The organism is Halococcus sp. PRR34, from assembly GCF_028617175.1.
GTDB lineage: Archaea > Halobacteriota > Halobacteria > Halobacteriales > Halococcaceae > Halococcus > Halococcus salifodinae.
In genome coordinates, this window is the sequence record NZ_JAQJDA010000002.1 from 264255 (window position 1) to 287399 (window position 23145).

At 65.6% G+C, this 23145-nt stretch carries 21 protein-coding genes; 10 read left to right on the forward strand and 11 right to left on the reverse strand.

Translation table 11 applies throughout. From position 1 onward, the window contains the following. Window positions 1–5 precede the first annotated feature (5 nt). Window positions 6–1232, reverse strand: a complete 1227-nt coding sequence (locus PHA81_RS04610) for a DUF1616 domain-containing protein (protein WP_005044657.1) — start codon at window positions 1230–1232, stop codon at window positions 6–8. 213 nt (window positions 1233–1445) lie between these two features. On the opposite strand from PHA81_RS04610, the gene PHA81_RS04615 reads away from it, so the two are divergent. From PHA81_RS04615 to PHA81_RS04625, 3 genes are all read left to right on the forward strand, one after another. Beyond that, window positions 1446–1727, forward strand: coding sequence for a winged helix-turn-helix domain-containing protein (locus PHA81_RS04615; RefSeq protein ID WP_005044659.1), 282 nt, complete (start codon window positions 1446–1448; stop codon window positions 1725–1727). Window positions 1728–1844: 117 nt separating this feature from the next. Further along, window positions 1845–3008, forward strand: a complete 1164-nt coding sequence (locus PHA81_RS04620) for a hypothetical protein (RefSeq protein WP_005044661.1) — start codon at window positions 1845–1847, stop codon at window positions 3006–3008. Window positions 3009–3089: 81 nt separating this feature from the next. After that, window positions 3090–3806, forward strand: a complete 717-nt coding sequence (locus PHA81_RS04625; protein ID WP_005044662.1) for a dolichyl-phosphate hexose transferase — start codon at window positions 3090–3092, stop codon at window positions 3804–3806. Between the two features lie 24 nt (window positions 3807–3830). On the opposite strand, the gene PHA81_RS04630 is transcribed toward PHA81_RS04625, so the two are convergent. The 8 genes from PHA81_RS04630 to PHA81_RS04665 form a co-directional block, all read right to left on the reverse strand. Then, window positions 3831–5927, reverse strand: a complete 2097-nt coding sequence (locus PHA81_RS04630) for a hypothetical protein (RefSeq protein ID WP_273835485.1) — start codon at window positions 5925–5927, stop codon at window positions 3831–3833. Beyond that, the gene (locus PHA81_RS04635; RefSeq protein ID WP_005044666.1) at window positions 5909–7114 is read right to left on the reverse strand and encodes an ABC transporter ATP-binding protein; all 1206 of its coding nucleotides are present in this window, start codon (window positions 7112–7114) and stop codon (window positions 5909–5911) included. The genes PHA81_RS04630 and PHA81_RS04635 overlap by 19 nt, the downstream gene beginning before the upstream one ends. Further along, window positions 7104–8708: an iron ABC transporter permease gene (locus tag PHA81_RS04640; protein ID WP_005044668.1), complete on the reverse strand. Its 1605-nt coding sequence runs from the start codon at window positions 8706–8708 to the stop codon at window positions 7104–7106. Before PHA81_RS04640 ends, PHA81_RS04635 begins: the two co-directional genes overlap by 11 nt. Window position 8709: 1 nt before the next feature. Beyond that, a complete protein-coding gene (locus PHA81_RS04645; protein WP_005044669.1) occupies window positions 8710–10038 on the reverse strand; it encodes an extracellular solute-binding protein in 1329 nt (442 codons plus the stop codon). 149 nt (window positions 10039–10187) lie between these two features. Beyond that, window positions 10188–11354: an alpha-1,4-glucan-protein synthase gene (locus PHA81_RS04650; protein ID WP_005044671.1), complete on the reverse strand. Its 1167-nt coding sequence runs from the start codon at window positions 11352–11354 to the stop codon at window positions 10188–10190. A 222-nt stretch (window positions 11355–11576) separates the two neighbouring features. Then, the gene (locus tag PHA81_RS04655; protein ID WP_273835492.1) at window positions 11577–13178 is read right to left on the reverse strand and encodes a hypothetical protein; all 1602 of its coding nucleotides are present in this window, start codon (window positions 13176–13178) and stop codon (window positions 11577–11579) included. A gap of 55 nt (window positions 13179–13233) precedes the next feature. Next, on the reverse strand, window positions 13234–14943 hold the full coding sequence (locus PHA81_RS04660) for a dockerin type I domain-containing protein (RefSeq protein WP_005044675.1): 1710 nt from the start codon (window positions 14941–14943) through the stop codon (window positions 13234–13236). A gap of 237 nt (window positions 14944–15180) precedes the next feature. Then, window positions 15181–15885: a heme-binding protein gene (locus PHA81_RS04665; RefSeq protein ID WP_049910279.1), complete on the reverse strand. Its 705-nt coding sequence runs from the start codon at window positions 15883–15885 to the stop codon at window positions 15181–15183. A gap of 402 nt (window positions 15886–16287) precedes the next feature. On the opposite strand from PHA81_RS04665, the gene PHA81_RS04670 reads away from it, so the two are divergent. From PHA81_RS04670 to PHA81_RS04680, 3 genes are read left to right on the forward strand one after another with little or no spacing between them, the layout of a single operon-like run. Then, window positions 16288–17817, forward strand: a complete 1530-nt coding sequence (locus PHA81_RS04670) for an acyl-CoA carboxylase subunit beta (protein ID WP_193790523.1) — start codon at window positions 16288–16290, stop codon at window positions 17815–17817. 50 nt (window positions 17818–17867) lie between these two features. After that, complete coding sequence (locus PHA81_RS04675) at window positions 17868–19025, forward strand: acetyl-CoA acetyltransferase (protein WP_005044680.1); 1158 nt, start codon at window positions 17868–17870, stop codon at window positions 19023–19025. Then, window positions 19022–19435: an OB-fold domain-containing protein gene (locus PHA81_RS04680; protein ID WP_005044682.1), complete on the forward strand. Its 414-nt coding sequence runs from the start codon at window positions 19022–19024 to the stop codon at window positions 19433–19435. The genes PHA81_RS04675 and PHA81_RS04680 overlap by 4 nt, the downstream gene beginning before the upstream one ends. A gap of 53 nt (window positions 19436–19488) precedes the next feature. Here the strand turns inward: PHA81_RS04680 and PHA81_RS04685 are convergent, their stop codons facing one another. Beyond that, a complete protein-coding gene (locus PHA81_RS04685; protein ID WP_005044683.1) occupies window positions 19489–20181 on the reverse strand; it encodes a hypothetical protein in 693 nt (230 codons plus the stop codon). A gap of 120 nt (window positions 20182–20301) precedes the next feature. On the opposite strand from PHA81_RS04685, the gene PHA81_RS04690 reads away from it, so the two are divergent. Next, on the forward strand, window positions 20302–20493 hold the full coding sequence (locus PHA81_RS04690) for a hypothetical protein (protein ID WP_005044685.1): 192 nt from the start codon (window positions 20302–20304) through the stop codon (window positions 20491–20493). 385 nt (window positions 20494–20878) lie between these two features. On the opposite strand, the gene dpsA is transcribed toward PHA81_RS04690, so the two are convergent. Further along, window positions 20879–21436, reverse strand: coding sequence for a DNA starvation/stationary phase protection protein DpsA (gene dpsA, locus PHA81_RS04695; RefSeq protein ID WP_005044687.1), 558 nt, complete (start codon window positions 21434–21436; stop codon window positions 20879–20881). A gap of 257 nt (window positions 21437–21693) precedes the next feature. Here dpsA and PHA81_RS04700 point away from each other — a divergent pair, with 257 nt between their 5' ends. From PHA81_RS04700 to PHA81_RS04710, 3 genes are read left to right on the forward strand one after another with little or no spacing between them, the layout of a single operon-like run. Beyond that, entirely contained in the window at window positions 21694–21867 is a 174-nt protein-coding gene (locus tag PHA81_RS04700; RefSeq protein ID WP_169317825.1) for a hypothetical protein, read from the forward strand. Between the two features lie 39 nt (window positions 21868–21906). Next, window positions 21907–22380 (forward strand): YbaK/EbsC family protein, encoded by a 474-nt coding sequence (locus PHA81_RS04705; RefSeq protein ID WP_005044689.1) that lies wholly within the window; start codon window positions 21907–21909, stop codon window positions 22378–22380. 38 nt (window positions 22381–22418) lie between these two features. Then, entirely contained in the window at window positions 22419–23144 is a 726-nt protein-coding gene (locus PHA81_RS04710; RefSeq protein WP_049910276.1) for an alanyl-tRNA editing protein, read from the forward strand. The last annotated feature ends 1 nt before the right edge of the window (window position 23145 follow it).

Genomic DNA, 23145 nt, shown 5'->3' on the forward strand with positions numbered 1-23145 from the left:
GGCGTTCAGCCGCCACCGCCGCTGCCGCTGCCGTTACCGCCTCCGCCGCCACCACCGCTGCCGTTACCGCCAGTACCGCCTCCGCCGCCACCCCCGGCACCGCTACCACCGCCGCCCCCGGAACCGCCTCCGCCACCGGCACTGCCGGCTCCGCCGCTGCCGACGATGTCGACCGACAGATGCGTGGTCACGTCGGCGTTGCGAGTGGTGGGGTTCTGTGGCGGATCGCCCTCGTAGAGGAGATAGGTGAGCTGGAGGCGCTCGCCGGCCACGTCCGGGGTGATTCGGTGCTGGCGCTGCCACGTCCGGTTTTCGGGGACGGTCGGCGATCTGAACCGCGTGAGCTCGCTCCGGCCGACGACCTCGCCGGCGTCGTTGAGCCGCTGGAGTTGGGCCACCACCGTGTAGTTCGTCGCTTTCCCTTCGTGATTCTGTACTTCGAGTGTGTACGGTTGGCTCGCCTCACCAGCGGTGAGCGTGACGTTTTCGTGGACGGTTTCGAGTCCGCTATCGTCACCCTCGCTCAGGAGTGCCACGTTGGTGGTGGTCTCGCCGTCTTTCGGCACTGTGAGCGCGTAGCTCATGCTCACGGCGGCGACGAGGATACTGAGGATCAACACGGCGTTGAGCAGCACGTCGGCCGGCGAGCCCGAGAGCCCGTCGGCGAAATCGTCGATCCAGTAGCCGACCGGCACCGCGAACCGTTCCGAGCGCGGGAGGCGGAGCCGGCGGACGATCCCGGCGATCGCGAACACCAGAGAGAACACCACCACGATCCCGACGATCGGTCCGGTTCGGTACGGCGAGCCGGTGCCGAGCAGCGTGGCACCCAGATCGATAGCGAGCGCGAGCAGCGGCGCGATGAACAGGCTGAGACCAAAGGATAGCGCGAGTCGCTCGCCCCAGCGAACGCCGCGTTCTTGGATCGAGCGCGCGCTGTCGTAGCGTTGGGAGAGCCGCGAGAGCGAATTACTCCGATCGGCCGTCCGTGACGGCCGTCCGGGAAACAGCGCCGCCACCAGCGCGTAGCCCGGGACGATCAACAGTAGCGGAAGACCGAGAACGGCGCGAACAACCGTCGGAAGGCCGCCGACGATCGCGATCAGTCCGCCCGCGACCACGGTGTACAGGACGAGGACGAGGAGATCGCCCGGCAGTCCGCGGAGTCCCGACGCGTCGCTGTCGTAGCGTTCGATCGTTGTATCGTTGCCGGTGAGCGGGTCGCGGGACACCGTTGGGACTACTACCGAACAGACTCCTAAAAATTTGGCTATCCGTGGTTTCTCGGCGTCGTTCGGCGACTGCGGGGTCGAGCCGCTCCGTTCACGCCCTGACACTGGTTGGTACGATACCGTTACTACTGCAAAAGCTATGTATATGGAAGTAAACGATACGCACTCGTTATATTCCTCCAGCGAGTAGTCGCTATCAACGGGGTGACTGCAATGGCAGAGGATTGGGATACGGTAAGCTACGTGATCCGGTCGCAGTACCGGGTGGACGTGCTCGAACGACTGGCGGAGGGCCCGGCGACGCCATCGCGGATCGCCGCGGACAAGGACATCGCCATCGCGCACGTCTCGCGCGCGCTCGGTGGACTCCGCGAGGACGACCGCGACATGGTCGAGCTGCTGGTCTCCGAGGACCAGAAGAAAGGTCGGGTGTATGGGATCACCGACAAGGGCGAGCGCGTCTGGGACCGCCTCCAGTCCGAAGGCATGATCTGATCGGCTGCGTTGCAGTCACCACCGATCCGACTGACTTCGTCGCCCTGGCCGCTTCGCTGCTGTCCCGGCGGCGGACAAACGGCATTTATATCAGTCCGCGTCGAGCAGCCCATCGCAATGAGTGGAGATGCAGGAACGCGCGATCGAAGCGGTGCTAGCGTTCGGTTACGGATCGCGAGCATCGCGCTCGCGCTCGTCGTCGTCGGCTCCGTGGTCGCCGTCGTGCCCGCGGCGGCACAGGACAGTGCGGAGCAAAACGGTTCGGACACGTTCATCGTCCAGCAGGGCGACAGATGTACCGAGATCACCGCCCTCGGCGACGGCTCGCAGTCGGTCGAGGAGTTCTACGACTACCGCTCGCCGGTCACGGATCAGGAAGGTCTCTACAGCTCCTACGGCACGACCGACATCCAGCAGAGCCAGGTCAGTCAAATGTTCGTCTATCGCGGGAGCGAGGGGCTGAGTCTCGTCTTCCTCCACGACCAGTTCGGCGACGAGAGCGGCGGGTTCGTCGCCACTGGCGACGTTTCGGGGCTCCCGGCGAACGGCGAGTGGGCCGTCGAGGACGACACCTACAACAACCGTGACGACATCTTCGAGCACCAGAACGGGTCGAGCCACATCGAGTGGTTCTCGAACGGCAACCGGACCGACGGAGCCGCGTTCCGCGGGCTCGGGAGTGCGGAGTATCGGACGATCACCGCCGACGTGCAGTTCAACGAGGAAGCGGACACCTACCCCTTCGAGGAGTGGGACGGCAGCCCCGAGGACAACCAGATCGAACGCTGGATCCTCCGCTCCGGTTCGGGCGACACCACCGAACTCGACATGAGTCAACCTGTGGAGATCAGCCCCGGCACCTGTAGTGGTGGTGTCGAGACGTACACGCCGACACCGACGTCCGAAGCGAACGGCACCGCAAACGAGACTACCGACGTCGGAACGACGGGCACTGAAACGACGGCGACTGAAACGACGGGGGCGACCACGACCCAGACCGCCACGGCGACGGCGACCCCGACACAGACACCGACCACAACCCCAACGCCGACCGCCACTGAAACCTCAACCCCGACCCAGACGGCCACCCCGACCGCGACCGAGATGGCGACAGCCACCTCCTCCGCAGCCGACGACACGACAGCGGCGAACGACAGCGCCACAACGACCGGCGGCGACGGGAACAGCGGCGCGTTCGGTCCCGGATTCGGCATCGTGACGGCGCTCGTGGCGGCGATCGCCCTCATCGCGGCGGCCGGACTCGCACGCCGACGGGACTGACTCGCCGATCGCCTACCGACTGCACGACAGTTTTTCGGCAAGCCTAAAAGTTCAAGTACGGCCGGTCCCGAGCGGCGTTCGATGCAGCAGATCGCCGATACGGACAGCCAGGGAGACGAGGAGTACACTTTCGATGACGTGAGCGTCGTGATGGGAACGTACAACGAGGAGGCCGCCGTCGGTGGCGTGCTCGCGGCCATCGACGACACCACGGACGGCGCGGCCGAAGTCGTCTGCGTGGATAGTTCGACCGATCGAACGCCCGAAATCGCGCGCGAACACGGCGCGCGCGTCGTCGAACAGGAGCCACAGGGCTACGGCGTCGCGGTGAGCGCGGCGCTCGCGGCGGCCGATCGTCCCGTGGTGGTGACGACCGACTGCGACGGCACTTATCCGATGGAGCGACTGCCCGACTTCCTCGACGCGATCAACGCGGGCCACGACGTGGTGAGCGGCGATCGACTGTACCACGGAGCCGACACGATGCCGCCGTTCAACCGCCTCGGCAACCACGCGTTCGCCCTCCTCGCGAGCGTCCTGCTCGGCGAGCGCGTCCACGACACCACCACCGGGATGCGTGCGTACCGACGCGAGGTCATCGATGCGATCGAGTGGACCGAAAACACCGGCCTCTCGGCGGAGCTGCTCATCCGACCGCTCGCACGCGGCTACGACGTCCGCGAAACCCCGATCGAGTACGGCGAGCGTCGTGGCGAGACCACGCTCGACCCGCTCGCTGGCGGGGCAGCGATCGCGCGCTCGATCGTCGACGTCTGTCTCGAAGAGCGCCGCCGGTAGCGCCCCGATCCGACGGCGCGAGCGTCATCCTTCCGAGGTCGCCGAACCGTTCGCCGTCCGCGTCGTCAGCCCTGTTTCGACGAACACCCCGGGAGGCGTCGCACCGACGGTGCCGCGTCCGCCGCCACAGCGAAAGTCCGGACAGACCTCGGTCGTGGGCGGGAGGACACGGAGGCCGTTCCTCCCGCCGTCGAGCGGCATGACGAGTCGGTAGCCGAACCCGCCAGCAGGACCTTCGTTGACGAACACCGACAGCGTGAGCGAGTCCTGGCCCTCGAGGGATACCGCGCTGCCGTTCACGGCGGTGACGTTCCCCGTCAGCCGCGCGCGCTCGTCGGCAACGAGGCCGAGATCGAGACTCCCGTTCGCGGGCGAGCCGGCGTAGTACGCCTGTTCGTTCCCGTTGGCGAGTCGAACCGAGACGCTCTCGGGCGAGTCTGGAATCCCGAAGCGGCCATCGAGTGCGACGCGGTCGCCCTCGTGGACCTCGATGGGACGGAGGCGGGCGTCGGCGGCGTCGCCGCTCGTCGGTGACCACAGCCCCTCGTAGACGTATCGGTAGTACGTCCGGTTCGGGTAGGCGTCGACGACCGCGAACTGGCGTTCGGCCACCGCGTAGACGGTGTCCCCCGCGAAGTCGGGGTCGTTGCGAAGCGTCTGGAACGGATGGCTGAGCCAGTCGCCGTACGGCGTCGGGAGGAAGACGACCGCGTTCTCGACGGAGCGGTTTTCGAACGGCTGGTAGGCCCGTTCGTACTCGGCGGTGACGTTGCGGTTGCGGTCGAGCGGTTCGTCGATCGCGGTCGCCGTTGCGCCCGCGAGCCCCGCGCTCACAACGAGCAGGCAGACCGCGACGACCGCCCGGGCCTGTCGGGCGTCGAGGTGGTCTCGCGCCGCTCGCCGGAGACCGAGCGTCCCCCGAACACCGGTGTACGCCGCAAACGCCGCCACCGGAACGAGCAGGTCGAAGTGGTAGTACGGTCCCAGAAACGCGAGCAGCCCGTCACCCGGCGATTCGAGCGCGCCGAGCACGTTCAGGTTCCCCCAGAAGAAGACGTTGCCGACCGGAATCGACACGAACAGGCCGGCGAGCACCGCCGTTCGAGCGTTCCGTTGCTCTCGCGGAACGCCAAGCGCCAGCGCCGTCCCCAGCGCCGCGAGCACCGTCCCGAGCACCCCGGCGACGGCCCACCGACCGAAAAACGCCGCGAGCACCCGGGCGTTGGCTCGCAGCCCGAGTTGCGGCGTGTACTGTTCGCTGTGGCCGAGGATCGCCCGCTTTCCGAACCCGATACCGTCGAGGGGGGCGAACGCCGCGTAGGGGAAGGTGAACGGATCGCCGGTGACGACGACGTTGTATCCGAGCGCGACGAGCACTCCGAGACAGCCGCCGGCAGCGGTGAGGACGTTCCTGAAAACGGTGCGACGACTCTCCTGAAGCGTCCAGAGCGCGTGGACGACGAACGGTATCGCGAACAACACGGCGGTGTAGGGCCGCGAAAAGAAGGCGACGCCGATGGCGAGTCCCGCTATCGCCGCCAGCGGTCGACTCCCGGTGCGGTCGGCCCGGAGATACGCCGCCGCGAACAGCAGGTTCCACGCCGTCGTCGGCGCGTACGCCAGGAACACCGACGACGTGACGAGGAAGAGTGGCGAGAACAGGAGCAATCCGCCGGCGAGCAGCCCGACGACATGGGCGAATTTCCGGCCTTCGTGACGGAACGCCTCGCTGACGACGACTGCCGTCAGCCAGACGTTCGCCGCCGCGATGGCGACGAGCGCGAGGCGGAAATCACCGAGCAGTTGTCCGACGGCGAACATCGCCGCCGCCACGGGGGCGTACTTCGGGTAGAGCCCCTGTTCGCTATCGACGAAAAACCACGGTCGAAACGCCTCCCGTACTGGTGGATCGAGGAACAGCTGCCCGTCGAGCAGCATGCTGGCCTGCTGGAGATACACTCCCTCGTCGTGGTTCAGCGAGAGGTATGGAAAGACGCTCGTCGAAACGATCCAGATGACGACCGCACCGACCAGCGCGAGACCGGCCGCCGCGAGCCCGAACCGATGTCTGTCGAGCCGCTCACGGACGTGTCCGCCGTCCATCACTCGGCGGGATACCACGCGAGCGTGTGGTCGGCGTCGAACGCGATCTCCACGCGCCGATCGAGACGGATGTCGGTCGTGTGGTTGTGCTCGCAGTGGATCACGTCACCCGTGTCGAGTTCGACGCGATAGACGAACGAGGACCCGGTGTACTGGCGGTGAACGATGCGGCCGTCGCCCGCGTCCCCGTCCCCGTCTCCGCTTCCTTCTCTTTCCTCAACCGGGACCGCTTCGAGGTCGTCCGGGCGAACCAGCACGTCGATGTCGGTGCCGGTGTACTCCTCGGTCAGCCCTTGGAGCGTCGCGGTGTCGAACGTCCCGATTCCGGTGTGAACGCCCGTCTCTTCGACGCGTCCCGACAGAAATCCCGCACGGCCGAGGAACTCCGCAACGAACCGCGACTCGGGCTGTTCGAACACGTTCTCCGGCCGGCCGACCTGTTCGAGACGGCCGTCGTTGAGGACGGCGACTCGATCGGAGATCGACATCGCCTCCTCCTGATCGTGGGTGACCGAGACGGCGGTGACACCCGCTTCGTCCAGAATCCGACGGACCTCCTCGCGCATCCGGACGCGGAGCCGTACGTCGAGGTTCGAAAACGGCTCGTCGAGGAGGAGGAGGTCGGGTTCCGGTGCGAGCGCCCGCGCGAGCGCGACGCGCTGTTTCTGTCCTCCCGAGAGCTGATCCGGCGTTCGGTCGCCGAACGATTCGAGACCGACGAGTTCGAGGAGCTCCGTGACGCGGCGCTCGCGTTCGTCCGCAGTGGCGTCGGTGAGGCCGAACGCGATGTTCTCGGCGACCGTCATGTGGGGAAACAGCGCGAAGTCCTGAAAGACGATGCCGACGTCGCGGTCCTCGGGATCGACGGCGTGGCTGTCGTCGGCGACACGCTCGCCGTCGAGGGTGATCGTGCCGGCACTCGGCGTTTCGAGCCCCGCGATCATCCGGAGGGTCGTCGTTTTCCCACAGCCAGACGGGCCGAGCAGCGTCAGGAGCTCGCCGTCACGGACCGCAAGCGAGAGATCGGTGACGGCGGTTTCTCTCCCGAACTCCTTGCTCGCGTCGGCGAGTTCGAGCACCACGTCGGCCGTTTCGGTCGTTTCCGCATCAGCCGCTACGGTCGCCTCGGTCTCGGCTGCGCTCTCCTCGGACTGCTCGTTCGCTTCGTCGGATCGTGGTTCGACTGTTGGGGATTTACTGGACATTGTCGCCCTCCTGTGTGAGGATCACGAGCATCGAGAGTCCGGAGACGGCGACGAGCACGAGCGCCGGTACGGCGGCCGCCCCGTAATATCCTGCGCCTTGAACCTGCCAGATGTAGGTGACCAGCGTCTTGAACTCCGAGGGATGGAGGAGCAGCGTTGCGGGCAGCTCCTTCATCGTGGTGAGAAAGACCAGCGCCGCCCCGGCGACGACCCCGGGGGCGATCAGCGGGAGTGTCACCCGCCGGAAGGTCGAGAGCGGGGAATGACCCAGCGTCCGCGCGGCTTCGAGCAGCGAGCGGTCGACGTGGAGCACCGAGGAGTTTGTGGAGCCGACCGCCTGCGGGAGAAAGCGCACGACGTACGCGAAGATCAACAGCGGGAGCGTCTGGTAGAGGCCGGGGAGGTAACGAACGCCGAAATAGACGAGGGCAAAGCCGATCACGATGCCCGGTGCGGCGTAGCCGAGATACGTCGCTCGATCGAACAGGTTCGCGAGTCGCCCGTTCGTCCGTGCGGAGAGATAGCCGACCGGTAGCGCGGCGAGCGTCGCGACGACCGCCGCGAGCACTGCGACGACGATGGAGTTCAGCCCGTAGGACCACTCGAAGGCGAACCCGCCGGCGGTGTAACCCGGGCCGCCGCGGAACAGCCACATCCCAAGGATGCCGAGCGGGACGAGCAGCCCCAACGTTGCCACCAGTGTACAGAGAGCGAGCGCCGGGCCAGTCCAGACCCCGAGCGAGATGGTGTTTCCCCGGCGGCCGCCGGCGTAGGCGTTCTGATCACCGGGCGAGAGGCGCGATTCGATTCCGAGGATGGCGACGGTGAGTCCCAGCAACAGCACCGAGAACAGCGCCGCACGATCCCGGCCGAAGGCGTTGTATTCGACGAAGATCCGGCGGGTGAACACGTCGTAATGCATGATCGAGGGCGTTCCGAAATCCGAGAGCGCGTACAGCCCGACCAGCAGCGCGCCGGCGGCGATTCCCGGCGCGATCTGTGGCAGGACGACGCGGCGAAAGGCACCAAAGTAGGAGTGATTCAGCGTTCGGGCGGCCTCGACCTGCGAGGCGTCGAACGACAGCAGCGCCGCGCGAGTCGTGAGAAACACGTAGGGATAGACGAACAGCGTCAGGACGAGAACGGTGCCGTGGAGTCCGTAGATGGTCGGAATCGACTCGATTCCGAGCGGCGCGAGCAGATCGGCGAGGACGCCACGCGGACCGAACGCCGAGACGAACGCGAACGCGCCGATGTAGCTCGGCACGACCAACGGCAGCGCCAGCACGACCGTCCAGAACCGCCGGAAGGGGAGGTCCGTTCTGGCCGTCAGCACTGCGAGCGGCACGCCGAGCAGCACCGAACCGACGGTGACCGCAGTGACCAACAGCGCGCTGTTGATCCCGATCTGGATCGTCGATGGCGAGGCGAGCAGCGCGAGCGCGCTTTCCGCGCCCATGTCGAACGCCTGAACGACGAGCCACACGATCGGCGAGACGACCGCGAGCGCGACGAGCCCGGCGAGCGCCAGGAGCCCGCCTCGGAGCACCCGCCCGCGGTCGATATCGATACCACCGGCGTCGAAGGTACTCATCTCAGAGGACTCCGACTTCGCGCATCAGCGTGAGCGTGGGTTCGAGGTTCGAGAGCTTGGCGAGATCCAGCTGTGGCGGGTTGAGCTCGTCGATCGTCGGCAGCCCGCCGACCGGCGGGACGCCCGGGATCATCGGGTAGGCGAACGTCCGGGTGGCGAAGAACTCCTGGGCCTCGGCGGTGAGGAGATGCCGAACGAAGTTGTTGGCGAGTTCACGTCGCTGGGTCCCCTTGATGACCTCGACGCCGGCGGCATTGACGAGTGCGCCCGCATCGCCCTTCGTGAAGGCGAGTTCGATCGGCGCGTCCGGCCGGGCGGCCTTGACGCGCAGCGCGTAGTAGTGGTTCGCGAACCCGGCCGCGAGCTCGCCGTCCGCGACGGCGTTCGAAACCAGGAACTCGTCGGGGTACTCCGAAATCCCCTGTTGGGTCATGCTCTGGAGCCACTGCTTCGTTCCCTGTTCGCCGCGGAGCAGCCGCATCGCCGTGATGAACGACTGGAAGGAGCCGTAGGTCGGTGCCCAGCCCATCGATCCTTCTAGGGGGTTGGCGTCGGTGAACTTCTGTACCTTGTTCGGGATCTGGTCCGCCGACAGCGTGTCCGTGTTGAAGGGGACGCTGCGCGCTCGGCCGGCGACGCCGACCCATTGATTGCCGGGACGGAACGACTCGGGCACCGGCTTCACGACCTCGGAGGGAAGCTCCACGGTCGCGTCGTTGTCGGCGACGACACCGAGCGCGCCGACGTCGACCGCCCAGAACACGTCGGCGTTGGCCGAGCCGCTGTTGACCTCCGTGATGAGTGTGTTCGCGAGTTGGGCGGACGAGGCCGTGCGAAGTTCGACGTTGAAATCCGGATACATCCGTCCGAGGAGATCCAGAAACTCGGTGTACAGTCCGCCCTCGCCGCCGCCGAGATAGATACTCAGCGTCCCCGAGAGGTCGGGAAGCTCGGCGATTCGCGTTCCGTCGAGCGGTGGACGACTCTCGACGAGCGGTCCGGAGCCCCTGAACGACTCGACGCCGAGCGGCCCGCTTGCGGTCGCGTTGCCGGTGGTGTTCCCGCCGGTGGCGTTGTCGTTGCCACCAGTTCCGTTTCCGCTGCTGCCGTTTCCAGCACTACTGTTTCCGGAGCCGTTCGCACCGCTCGCGTTCCCGTCGCTCCCATTGCCCCCACTACCGGACGACGAACAGCCGGCGAGCAGTGCCGCTCCGGCCGCCGCGCCCGACGAGCGAAGGAACCATCGACGGCCGACGCCGGACGAGTCGCCGTGTTCGCGTCCTCGGTCGCGCCCGTTCGCCGTGGTATCGTCGCCACCTCGTCGCGTCATTGCCCTATATGATTTAGGACAGCCTAAAAGCTCTGTCGTTCCCGTTTCGGATTATCCCCGTTTCGTGACTTCGATCGTCTCGTGCATACCGAGTCGGGAGTGGACCTCGGTTTCGCCGTCTTCTTTCTCGCCGATCAACTGATTCCGGATCAGTCGTCGGCGGTCGCGGCGGCGCGCGTGGCGACCGAGCCCGGATCGAGTTCTTCGAGACAGTCGAGCCACTCGTGCATGTGTTCGCCGACGTACGACAGGAACTCGCCGTTCTCGAACTCCTCCCAGTCGCCCGCGACGAGCGCGTCGGCCATCGCGGCGTACGCTCCGGCGTAGCTGTCGGCACCCGCGGCGGCGTCGTCGACGATCGCCCAGAGGTGTTCGTTGCATTCGAGCGCGGGGAGCTCCGAGCGGAGATCGTCGAACGTCGAGCGCGGGGCCTTGTGGTGTTCACACAACGGTCCGCCGGTGATGATCTCTGTACCGAGCACGTCACAGGCTCGTTTCAGAAACACGCCGCTCCAGATATCGTCGAACCGGCCGACATTCCAGGGATTGTCGTCCATCGGGAGCTGGTAGAACGTGGGCACGACCTCGCGCCGGAAGGCGAGGTTCATCGAGCACACAGTCAGATACTGGCCCTCGCTTGCGACGAAGTCCTCGCCGAAGTCCTCGCGCGACAGGCGGGTTTCCGACTGCCCGCGCAGATCGCCGTCGGCGAGGATGCGGGCCGCGTCGAGGTCGGGGACATGGGTCCAGAGCCCCTGCGAGGCCACCACGCTATCGACGTGCGTCCGCTCGGTTTCGACGGTTTCGTCCATCGCGGAGTAGGGATACCCGCGAGGATAGAGGCCGTGGTCGTCGGCGTTCCGGTGGAGAACGTTCACCCACTGCTCGTCCGAGCGGACCGACTCGATCTCGCCCTCGTACGCGAGGTTCGCGAGGTGGCCGCCGAAGAAGTCGTCTTCGGGGTCCGGTCGAGTGTCGTCGTCGATGAAGATCCCGTACTCGAACTCGTTGGCCCAGAGATACAGCAGCCCGAAGCTGGTCTCGGCGTGGCTCGCCGCCGGCACCAGATGCGAAAACTCCGCGACACCCTGTTCGGCGTACCACTCCTCGCGGGCGGTGCCGTCGAAGACCTCGCCCGCGAGGTCGAGGTCGTCGAGCATCGACGCCATCGCGTCGGTCTCACAGAAATCCTCGGTCACGAGCACCACGTGGAGGCGATCGGTATCGAACCCGTGCTGTCTTGCGTTCTCGGCGTACGATCGCATGCACTCGTACTCGCGGATCGTCGGCACGATGACACAGATGTCGGCGGTCATTGCGATACGCTCGTTTTTTAGGACGGCCTAAAGAAACTGTCGTTGTGCGATTGGATGGGGTCCGGCTACCGTATCGTCGTTCGGGTTGTGACGAAGTAGATCACGCACGTCGTTGAGCGGCTGTAAAACGGGTTCTTCGATACCAGTCGCGACCGGTAGGCGTCTCTGTGATCCTCGTGTTCTGATTGGCGTGCTTTCCGATCACCGATTACGGCTGGAGCGTCAGTTCGACTCGTCCTCCCCGCTGGCGTCGTTCTCGTCGGGAAGGTCGACGGTCAGGGTGTGCGTTCCCGACTCGAACGTTCGTGTCTCGCTGTCGACGAACGTCTGCTGGGATTCGGTCTCGGGGCTCCAGCCGGGGCCGATCTTCTCGTAGCTCGCGAGCGTGAGTGTCACTGATTCGCCGTCGTCGACCGTGAACGTGGTCGTCGCGGTGCCGTTTTCGACGGTGATGTTCCGGCTCTCGATCCGATCGGCCATCGACGCGTCGGTGATGAACTCACCCTCCGAGCGACGCGTGATCGGTTCGGCGGTGCTGCCGTGGGCGAACCGGAGGAGTTCGTCGTTCTGATAGGTGCCGTTCGGTCCCTGGAGGTTCTCGATCGACTCACCGACCACGAAGTCGATCTGGTAGTACGTCTCTTCCGTCGCTCCACCACTGAGGAAGCCGAGCGCGTCGCGTTCCGCGTCCGTGAGTCGGCCGTCGCTCAGCGCGTCGGCGAGCGCTCGCAACTGATCGTCAGTGAGGTCGCCACTCGCGATGGCGTCGGCGACTGCCTCGCGCTGCGCGTCGGTCAGTCCGTCGCCGGCGAGCGCGTCGGTGATCGCGGTGATCTCCTCGTCGGTGAGGCCGCTCGCATCGAGGGCCGAACCGACACCCTCGATTCGTTCGGTCGAGAGTCCACTCTCGGAGAGTGAGTCGGCGATCGATCGTGCGTCGAGCGTTCGTTCCTCTTCGTCCGTCGTGGTGGTTTCAGTCGGCGTCTGCGTGGTTGTCGTCTGCGTTTCGGTCGGCGTTGTCGTCTGCGTTTCAGTCGGCGTTGTCGTGTCTGTAGTCGTCTCTGTGGCCGTCGTGGTTCCTGGTTCGGACGTGTCCGTTTCCGTCTCAGTCTCGGTCGTCGTTTCGGTTGCGGTGGTCTCAGTCTCGGTGGTCGTTTCGGTTGTGCTGGTCTCGGTTTCGGTGGTCGTTTCGGTTGTGCTGGTCTCAGTCTCGGTGGTTGTTTCGGTTGTGCTGGTCTCGGTGGCCGTTTCCGTCTCGGTTGCCGTCGGCGTGGCGGTCGGGGTTTCCGTTTCGGTCGTCGTCTCTTGACTGCCAACGGCGAGCGACGCACCGTCGGTTCCGGTCACTTCGTACACGTCGCCAGCGCTGTCGCTGATCTCGGCCACGTCGAGCGAGAGGTCGCTCGACCCCGTTGCGGTGCCTTCGACCGTGACCGTCGCGATCACGACGCTGTCGTCATCGGACAACGCGTTGCCGAAGTAGATGGCATCGAAGTCGACGCTGGAGCCATCGTCGGCGATCGCGACGTTCTGGTTCGCCGGCTCGCCGGTGATCGAGAGGTCGGTGATCGTTCCAACGGACGGGTCGTCGAGCGTGACGGCCGCGTCGGTCGTGCCGATCCCGCCATCGGTGTTCTCGACGACGACCTCGTAGGTCGTCGTCTCGCCGGGTTCGATCTGCTGTTCGGCGGGTGAGAGCGAGACGGTGGTGCTGCCGGCCGCGCTGGCGGTGAACGTCACGGCCGAACCGGCCGAGCCGAGCACGAGAACGGCGAGTACGAGGCTGAGGATCGATTTCCGTCGTGTGTCGAGGAAGTTCGTCATTGGGTGTATAGTGAGTGGTGATGTGGGTGTGTGGCGATTTGGTAGAGTCTCTCGATCAGTTGGCGGTCGACCACTCGTTGTAGAGTGCCTGGGCGTCGGCTTGGGTCACGCTGCCGTCGCCGTTGAAGTCGAACGCGTCGACGTTGTTCTGCACCGTCGAGCTGCCGAGGCTGTCGTAGAGCGCCTGGGCGTCGGCCTGAGTTAGTTGGCCGTCGCCGTTGACGTCCTCGTACTGTCCGTCGCCGTCGGTGTCGGTCGGCGGGTTCTCGAAGTCGCCGACAGGACCGGGACCGGTTCCGTTTTCGAGCGTTTCTTCGTCGAACTGGTTGACGTCGCCGTCCTCACGGTCCGTGTCGGTGCCGATGACCGCACCGTTGGCCACGGAGGCCCCGACTGCACCGCTGCCAGCGTTGAACTTGGGTGCGTACTCCACCGACACCACGCTCGCGTTGTCCGTTATCGTGGCGTCCATCGAGTTTCGCACGGTCGCGTTCGAGTAGTAGAACTTGAAACTCCCCGTGCTCCCGATCTCGCTGATCTCCTCGTCGAAGGTGAAACGAAGCTCGTTCTCGCCGGCTCTGGCGACCGAGACGAGGTCGGGGTTCGCGGAGTTGCCGTCGTTGTTGAAGGCGACTGCCTGTTTGGGATTGGCCGTCTCGTCGCCCTCACCCGCGACCCGAACCGTGTTCGGATCCACGAACCCACGAACGACCGTCGCGGGGTCGATCCGCCCGTCGAACGGCACCGTCAGCGACGTCGTGTCGTTCGTGGGCCCGATGATCTCGTTGTTGCCGTCGAAAACTTGATTCTGGAAGTTCCGGCTGTCGTTGGGAACCATCTGGAAGTTGCCTGCCCCGCCCTGAACGTTGACCGGCTCGTCGAAGTCGAACTCCACGAGGGTCTGACAGTTGGTGTCCTCGGGGTTCTGTCGGTAGGTGAAGTTGTCGATGCCGACGAGATCTGGGGCCTGTGTCGGGCCGTCCGCGCTGCCGCCGTCACCCATGTCGGTGGTGCCACCGTTGCCACATCGGCTGAACTCGGGGGCCGACTCGTTGCTCACTTCGACCTCGTCCGGCGAGTTCGTTCGCTCGCTATCCGTCTGGTTCGAGACCGTTCCCTGCGTGACTGACGCACCGACTGCTGCGGAGACGTCGATACCGTCGACCGTCACGTTCACGAGGCGCGGCGTCGCCAGCGAGTCGGTCGCGACGCTGCCGTCGTACTGGCTGGTGTTCTCGGCGTAAACCTGGAACCCGCCGTCGCTGTTGACGCTAACAGGCTCGTCGAACGCGTAGACGAGACTGTTGGTGGTCTCGTTGACGGTGACGTTCACCAGATCCGGGTCAGCGGAGTTGCCGTCGTTGGAAACGTCCGCCGTCTGGAGCGGGTTGCTGGTTTCACCGCCTTCGCCCGCCACTTTCACCGTGCTCGGCTGAACGATACCACGGGCGATATCCTCCTGACTCACCGACGTGGGGAACGCGACGGTGACCGTGTTCGCCTCGTTGTTGCTGGCGATGTTCTGTCCATCAACGACTTCACTGCCATCGATCGGGACGAGCTCGAAGTTCCCGCCCGAACTCATACGCTCTACGGCTTCGTCGAACGTGAAGTCAACGAGAACCGCCGGTTCGTTCCCTATCTCGTTCTGTCTAAAGTTATCAACCAACTGGAGGTCGGGTGCCTGTGACGGGCCGCTCGCCTGGCCGGCAACGCCGCCAGCGAGTACACCCATCCCGACGGCGACCGCGCCGACCACGGCCACAGCGAGAGCGATACTTGTTAGATATTTCAACGTCCGACCAGTACGCATTTTATATCTAACCACCCGTGCCCCACCTATATCTTGTGCTTGCAGCCGCGCTCTGTCCCGGAACGAAATCGCGCCCCTAGTCCGTGTGCAGTCGTCGAGCGCCCGATGTGGCGGGTGAGAACGAATCGTCGACCGAATGGTGGGATCGGTTCGAGATCACGTTGCCCACTCCCGTCAAACGCGAATTCCTCACTCGCGCTCCCACGTGACTTCGACCGCCACCTCGTTCGTCCGGAGGAACGGTGGCGTCCCTGGCGCATCGTAGCCGAGATCGAACGGCTCACCGACAGGTGTGACAGCGGATTCGGCGAGTGTTTCGAGGAGTTCGGATCGCTGGCGTTCCGTTCGCCAGTCGGTTGCCCACCACGAGAACCGCCGTGCTGCGATCGAACGTGGGTCCTCTGTAGCGAGCGAGATGGCCGCATCGGTCGGCCGTGGGGCCGTGTTCGGTGTGTACTTCGCAGGGAGGTAAAACCCCATCCGTACACCGTCGTCCCCGTCCTCGGTACGGACCGGTGACGTCATCGAAACCGATTCACCCTCGTCCGTTCGAGCGGCGTCGGTACGGACGGGTGATGTCATCTCGATCGATTCGCCGTCGGCGTCCCCATCGGTGCGAACGGGAGCCGTCATCGCCACCGCGGAACGCGACTCGTTCGCCCCCTGGAGATACTCGAAGAGCCGTCCGAACGCCTCGCGGTTCGAGGACCCCGTCGTTTCGACCCGAACGAGCTCGGGATACCGTCGGATCTCCGTTCGGTCGTCGAGGGTTCGTTCGACGGTGTACTCGACGCGCTCGGCCGATCGGGACGTGAGGACGCTATACCCACTCCACAGTGCCACCGCACCACCGACGGCGGCTGCACTGGCAATTCCGAGACGTGTTCGGTTCATACGTTGCGTCGAATCGAGGGCGTCCGCACACTTGTACCGAACGCTGCCGACGAGTGTGGTCGACCTCGGTGCGGACTGAGCAAAACGATGGCGTACCACGACTGACTCGCATTCGTTCGCAGTTTCTCCTTCCGCTTCGGTGGATCGTTCGAACATTCCCCGCTGACAGTACACTTAGGTATCCCGGGATGTAGCCTCCCGGTAGAGTTCATGTCACCTGAAAGCCAAACGTGTGTGGTCACCGGTGCGTCGTGGACGAGGAGTCCTCCGATATGACCGGCCAGATCCTCGCAGTCAACAGCGAGATGGAGTGGTAGCGTGGCGACGGAAGAGCCAGCCGATACGACCGATAGCGCCGACGCGGCTACCGGCGGGACGGACGGTTTCGAGACCGAGACACCGATCGAGGAACTCCGACGCCGGCGCGCGGCGGCGGAGGCGGGCGGTGGCGAGGAGCGGGTCGCGGCCCAGCACGCGAAGGGGAAGCTGACCGCGCGCGAGCGGATCGAGTACCTCCTCGACGACGGGACGTTCCGCGAGCGCGGGACGTTCGTCGAACACCGCTCGACGAACTTCGACATGGACGAGCGCGGGGTGCCAGGCGACGGCGTCGTCACTGGGTATGGTGATGTCGACGGCCGCACCGTGTTCGTGTTCGCCCACGATTTCACCGTCCTCGGCGGATCGATCGGCGAGGCGGTCGCCGACAGGATCTGTGCGGTGATGGACGAGGCGATCGAGACGGGCGCGCCGATCGTCGGCCTCAACGATTCGGCGGGCGCGCGGATTCAGGAGGGAATCGACTCGCTCGCTGGCTTCGCACGGATCTTCCAACGGAACGTCCAGGCGAGCGGACGGGTACCACAGATATCGGCGATCATGGGGCCGTGTGCGGGCGGCGCGACCTACTCGCCCGCGCTGACGGATTTCACGGTGATGGTCGAGGACACGTCTCACATGATGATCACCGGGCCGGACGTGATCGAGACCGTCACCGGCGAGGAGATCTCGATGGCGGAACTCGGCGGGGCGAACACCCACGCGACCGAGAGCGGGGTCGCACACCTGACCTGTGCGTCGGAGAAGGACGCGCTCGACGACGTCCGACGACTGCTCGCCTATCTCCCAGCGAACAATGTCGGGGATCCACCACGCGTCGACTCGTGGGACGATCCCGAACGCCGATGCGAGGTCGGCGCGGTCGTCCCCGACGAGCCGCGGAAACCCTACGACGTGACGGATGTCGTTTCGAGGATCGTCGACGCAGACTCCTTTTTCGAGGTTCACGGCGAGTTCGCGCGCTCGCTCGTGACCGGGTTCGCACGCCTCGACGGCCGGCCGGTCGGTGTGGTCGCGAACCAACCGCGGGTCAACGCCGGCACGCTCGACATCGAGACGAGTCAGAAGGGCGCGCGGTTCGTTCGGTGCTGTGATTCGTTCAACGTTCCCGTCCTGACGTTGGTGGACGTGCCCGGGTTCATGCCCGGCACCGACCAGGAGCACAACGGGATCATCCGTCACGGCGCGAAACTGATCTACGCCTACGCCGAGGCGACCGTTCCCCTCCTTACTGTTATCCTCCGGAAGGCCTACGGCGGCGCGTACATCGTGATGAGCTCGAAGTTGCTGGGGGCGGACGTGAACTACGCGTGGCCAGGCGCGGAGACCGCCGTGCTCGGGCCGCGCGGCGCGGTCGACATCCTCTACGGCGACGAGATCGAGGCAGCCGACGATCCCGAAGCGACTCGCGAGGCGCTGATGGACGAGTACCGCGAGAAGTTCGCGAACCCCTACTCGGCGGCCGGACGCGGGTACGTCGACGGCGTGATCGAACCCGGTGAGACCCGCGAGCGCCTCGTGAGTGATCTCGACGTGCTCGCCCGCAATCGCGTCGACAGTTCCCCGAAAAAGCACGGTAACATCCAGCTCTGACCGTGCGTCGAAACACCCATACCGACGCCGGTGGAGTCACAGCGTGAACAATGAACACGAACGTCGCGATCGTCGGGGCGTCGATGACCCAGTTCGGCCAGCGCGACGCGTGGGTGCGTGAGCTGCTCGCCGAGGCGGGCGCGGCGTGTCTCGACGATGCGGGCGTCGGCCCCGAAACCGTCGAACATCTCTACGTCTCGAACATGGCGAGCGGCGAGTTCGAGGGGATGACGGGCGTCCCGAACGCGCTCGCTCACGATCTCGACTGCCTGCCGGCGTACACCCAGCGAGTCGATCAGACCTCTTCGTCGGGTGGGGCCGGGATGTACGCCGCGTGGCAGTCGATCGCCTCGGGCGCGAGCGAGATGACCTTGCTGGTGGGCGGCGAGAAGATGACCCACCGCTCGACGAGCGAGGCCACCGACGTCATCGCGTCGCTCACCCATCCTGTGGAGTACAAACACGGTGTCACGCTCCCGAGCTTTGCGGGCCTCACGGCACGCCTGTACCTCGATCAGTACGACGCACCGCGCGAGAGCCTCGGGAAGGTCGCGGTCAAGAACCACAAAAACGGCGTCGACAACCCCCACGCCCAGTTTCGAAAGGAGGTCGATCTCGACACCGTCCTGGAGAGCCCGATCGTCGCCGATCCCCTCCGACTGTACGATTTCTGTCCCATCACCGACGGGAGCGCGGCGCTCCTGTTCTGTCCGGAGTCCGTGGCGAAGGAGTACACCGACGAGTACGTCGTGATCGCGGGCGTCGGCGGCGCGACCGATACCCACGTGGTCCACGAGCGCAGTGATCCTACCACCATGGGCGGCGTGGTCGAATCCGGTCGCGAAGCCTACGAAATGAGCGGGTACGACCCCGACGACATCGACGTTGCCGAACTCCACGACATGTTCACGATCCTCGAGTTCCTCCAGATGGAGGGGCTCGGCTTCGCCGAGCCTGGCGAAGCGTGGCGCGCGACCGAGGATGGCCGGACCGAGCGCGACGGCGACCTCCCGATCAACACTTCGGGAGGGTTGAAGTCGAAGGGCCATCCCCTCGGCGCGAGCGGCGTCGCACAGGGCTACGAGATCTACAAACAGCTGCTCGGCGAGGCCGGCCCGCGTCAGGTCGACGCCGATGTCGGACTCGCGTGCAACGTCGGCGGGTTCGGCAACTGCGTCATCACCACGATCATGGAGGCGAGCGCATGAGCCACGAAAACGACGGCGCGCCCGACCGCGACGCCGACGCGGGCGAGACGCCCCCGATGGAAGCGACTCGGTACGCCGACGGTTCGATCACGTACCCCGGCCACACGATCGGGCCCGGCGGGGCGGAGCCGGTCGAAACCGTGGATCTGAGCGAGCATACCGCGACGGTGGTGACGTGGACGACGAGCACCGCGCCGCCGCCCGGCGTGGACGCACCCAACCATCTTGCGATCGTCGCATTCGACATCGATGGCGAGACGGTCCGAGCGCTCGGCCAGGTCACGACCGACGAGATCGCAATCGGCGACGACGTCACGCCGGTGTACGCTGCGGAACTCCGCAACCCCGAAGCCGGAATCCGCGAGCCCGAGAGTCAGGACTGGGACGGGTATCGGTTCGAACCGGTCTAATTTGCGGGGCCGGCTGTCAGAGCGAGTGTTCGAGCCAGGACGACCGCCCGTCGCTACGAGTCTTCCTCGTCGTCGTCGCCGTCGACCTCGTCGCGGATCGAGTCGAGTTCGGAATCGACATCGATAGTGACGCTCTCGCCGGCAGGGTCGTCGGTCGCGCCCGACTCCGCGTCCTCAGGCTCGCCGTCAGCGGAGCCGCGCGGCCGCGTCGTGTCCGCTCGGGAGCCGTCCTCGTTTCCGGCCTCGTCGAGGCGATCGTCGATCTCGCGCCGAAGTTCGCGGGCGTCGTCGAGCAGGGTTCTGGCCTCGGGGTTTTCGGGACGGCCGTCGAGCGCGTCCTGAAGGTCCACGAGCACGTCGTCGAGCCGATCGAGACCGTCGCGGCCGAGCCGTTCCGTCCGCGATCGCATTTCGCGCCCGCGCTCTCTGGCTTCCTCTCCGGTGCGAGCCAGCCGGATGACGCCCTGGAGTGCTTCGAGCAGCCGGATGTTGGCTTCGAGCACCGCGATCGCGGTGGGGATGGTGTACTCGTCGGTGAACCGGACGAGCTCGCCGGCTGTCGGCGGCCGCGGCAGCCCGAGCGGCCCCCGTGGCGGACCGCGCTCGCCCTCCAGCTCGTCGCGGAGATCGTCCAGCGTGGTCGAGAGATCGCCGGCCAACCGCCCGAGATCCTGGTCAGTCCCTCGGTCGCGGTCGCGCCGTCGATCGTCGCTGGATCGCCGATCGCCGTCCGGTCGGTCACTCATACCGATTCGTTGGCGGCGCGCGGTGAAAAGCACGGGTGCTCGCGGTCGGTCGCTGCTCGTTCGTGGATGGAGCTAGGGCGACCAAAACCCTTTTAGAATTAGGCCCGCCTAAGCATTCGTATGGCAGTCCCCGCCCACGAACAGGACGCCGACGCCGATTCCACTTCCGACGGCCGTGCCGAACCCGACTCCTCCGCACCGGAAACGGCCGTTTCGATGCACTCGACACGACCCGAACGCACCGTGTTCGTCGAAAAAGACAACACCGACGGCTGGATCGCGACCGATCTGACCGTCGAGTTGTGGCAGTAAACACGCGAGTCGATTCGGCTCGTTTCGACTATCGTCGTCGGAATCACTCTTCTTCTGCGATCTATCGGCCCTTCTTGCGGCCTATCGTCGATGCTTTCGTGACCGCACTGATGCCGGTACATCTGAGAACCGTCCAGCACCGCAGCTGCCCACGAGCCTCCCCAGTCGACTCACTCCGCTCGCGTCGCTCACTCCGTTCATCCACCGTCAGAGCTTCGCTCTGACGGGCCTGCGTTCGCTTCGCTCACGCAGACCTCGCACGCCGATCCGTGCTTGGTGTTCGCGTTAGAGGCGCTCCCGCTGGTCGCGCCTCGTTGCTCACACACACGAGCGCGCGCCGACGCACGTCACCAAAGAAAAATCGGGTCGTCGATATCGCCGTGTCTCAGTGGGTCGCCTCGTCGAGCACGAGGGTGTCGTCTTCGAGGTAGTGTTCGAGATGGTGGGCGTACTCCTCGTAGTCGGCGATCGCACCGCGGACCACTTCCTCGGAGGTGTAGTCGCCGAGGTTGTTCGTGAGTTCGATGTGGTCACGCATCCGCTCGATGATGTCGGCGAACATCTCCATGTCGCTGCGGAGCGACGTCCGGACGTCGTAGACGTCCTCGCCCTCGAACTCGACGTAGCTGTGTTCGGCGTGGGCTTCGGGCCCGGCGATCGGGACGCCTCCGAGCGCCTGGGCGCGCTCGGCGATCACATCGGAGTGGTGCTCGACGGCCTCGTAGGCCTCTTCGAGGAACCGATGGACTTCGAGGAACTCTGCGCCTTCGACGTTCCAGTGGTGTTTCTTGAGCTGGTGGTACAGCACGTACGACGACGCGAGGTCGGCGTTCAGCGCGTCGACGATCTGCTCGGCCCGGTCGCCTTCGATCCGGAGTGCCGGCGATTCCTCGACGGTCCCGAACTCCTGCTGGAGTTGCGAATCGGATTTCTGTGCGCTCATTACACTCCCAGCTACACCCTCCTCCCACTTAGGTATTGCTATCGAGAAAAATACTTTCGGTTAGCCAAAACAGAGTTTGTCTTTGCCGCAGTCGATTTTGTTATGCCACGGCAGGCGATCGTCGATGGCCGAGTGGATCATCGACGAACACCACCGCGGCGTTCGTTCCGGGTGGTGGGGGTGGCAACCTTTATCACGATCTGGCCCGTTCGTTCAATCGTACAGCGAGTACCAAACAGGCCCCCTATACCACGACAATGAGCACGTCCCCGCACGAGACCCCCTCCGAGTCGTCCAGTGACGCGCCCGCTCCGATAGAGCGCATCGCCGCCTTCGAGCGCGACGACGGCGCGATCGTCATCTACGACGAGCGCGAGCCAACGGCGTGGATCCAGTCGAGCGGCGCTGTCGACGTCGACGAAGCGCGCTGACCCCGCAGTCTTTTCTCACGAGCGGTGTGAGCGATCGGTATGCATCCCCGAGCACGTGCGTTCGCCGACCGCGCCGCCGCAGAACACGACCTCGACGTCGACGTTCACGAGTTCCCGGAAGGAACCAAGACGGCGGCCGACGCCGCCGACGCGATCGGGTGTGACGTCGCCCAGATCGCGAGTTCGCTCGCCTTTCATGCGCCCGACCTCGTCGTCGTGGTCACGAGCGGAGCCAACCGGGTGAGCGAGGCGCGCCTCGCCCGGATTCGAGACGTTGCCGAGAGCGAGGTCGAAATGGCCGACGCCGACGACGTACGCGAGACGCTCGGCTGGTCGATCGGCGGCGTCCCACCCTTTTGCCACGAGTCGGACGTGCCGGTGTATCTCGATGAGACCCTCACCGGGTTCGAGACGGTCTGGGCCGCCGCCGGCACCCCCGAAGCGGTGTTCCCAGTCGCACCGGACCGGCTCGAAGCGCTCGCGAGCGCGCGATCGGTCGACGTGGCCGAATGAGGCACAATCCCGATACCCTTCCGCGCCGAACCCGTGGTGTGAGCGACCAGCGCTATCTCCCCGACGACGAGTACACCCGCGAGTTCGAAGCTCGCGTGACGAGCATCGACGAAGCGGACCACACCGTGGTTCTCGACGGCACGTACTTCTACAAGGAGGGTGGCGGCCAGCCCGCCGATCACGGGAGTCTCTCGTGGGATGACGGCTCGGCGCGCGTGGTCGACGTCCGCCAGGATCACGGCGAAATCCGCCACACCCTGGAGGGTGATCTGCCCGAATCCGGAACCACGGCTCACGGCGAACTCGACTGGGAGCGCCGCTACGCCCACATGCGCTACCACACCGCCCAACACGTCGTCTCGAAGGTCGTCCTCGACGAGTTCGACGCGAGTACGGCGGGCAATCAGATTCACGCCGATCGCGCCCGGATCGACTTCGAGCCCGCACAGTTCGACGCAGAGGACCTCCGGACGATCGAGCGACTCTCGAACGACCTGATCGAGCGCGATCTCCCGGTCGAAAAATCCCGTCGCTCGCGCGACGCTCTCGAAGCCGAAACTCCCGATGGCCGGACCAATCTCGATCTCATCCCCGAGCACGTCGACCCGCTCCGGGCGGTCGCGATCGGTGATGTCGATGTCTGTCCGTGCGGCGGCACCCACGTCGACAGCCTCGGCGAGCTCGGCCGAATCGAGATCGTTGAACGAACCTCGAAGGGAGCGGATGTCGACCGGATCGAGTTCGTTCTCCACGATCCCGACTGAC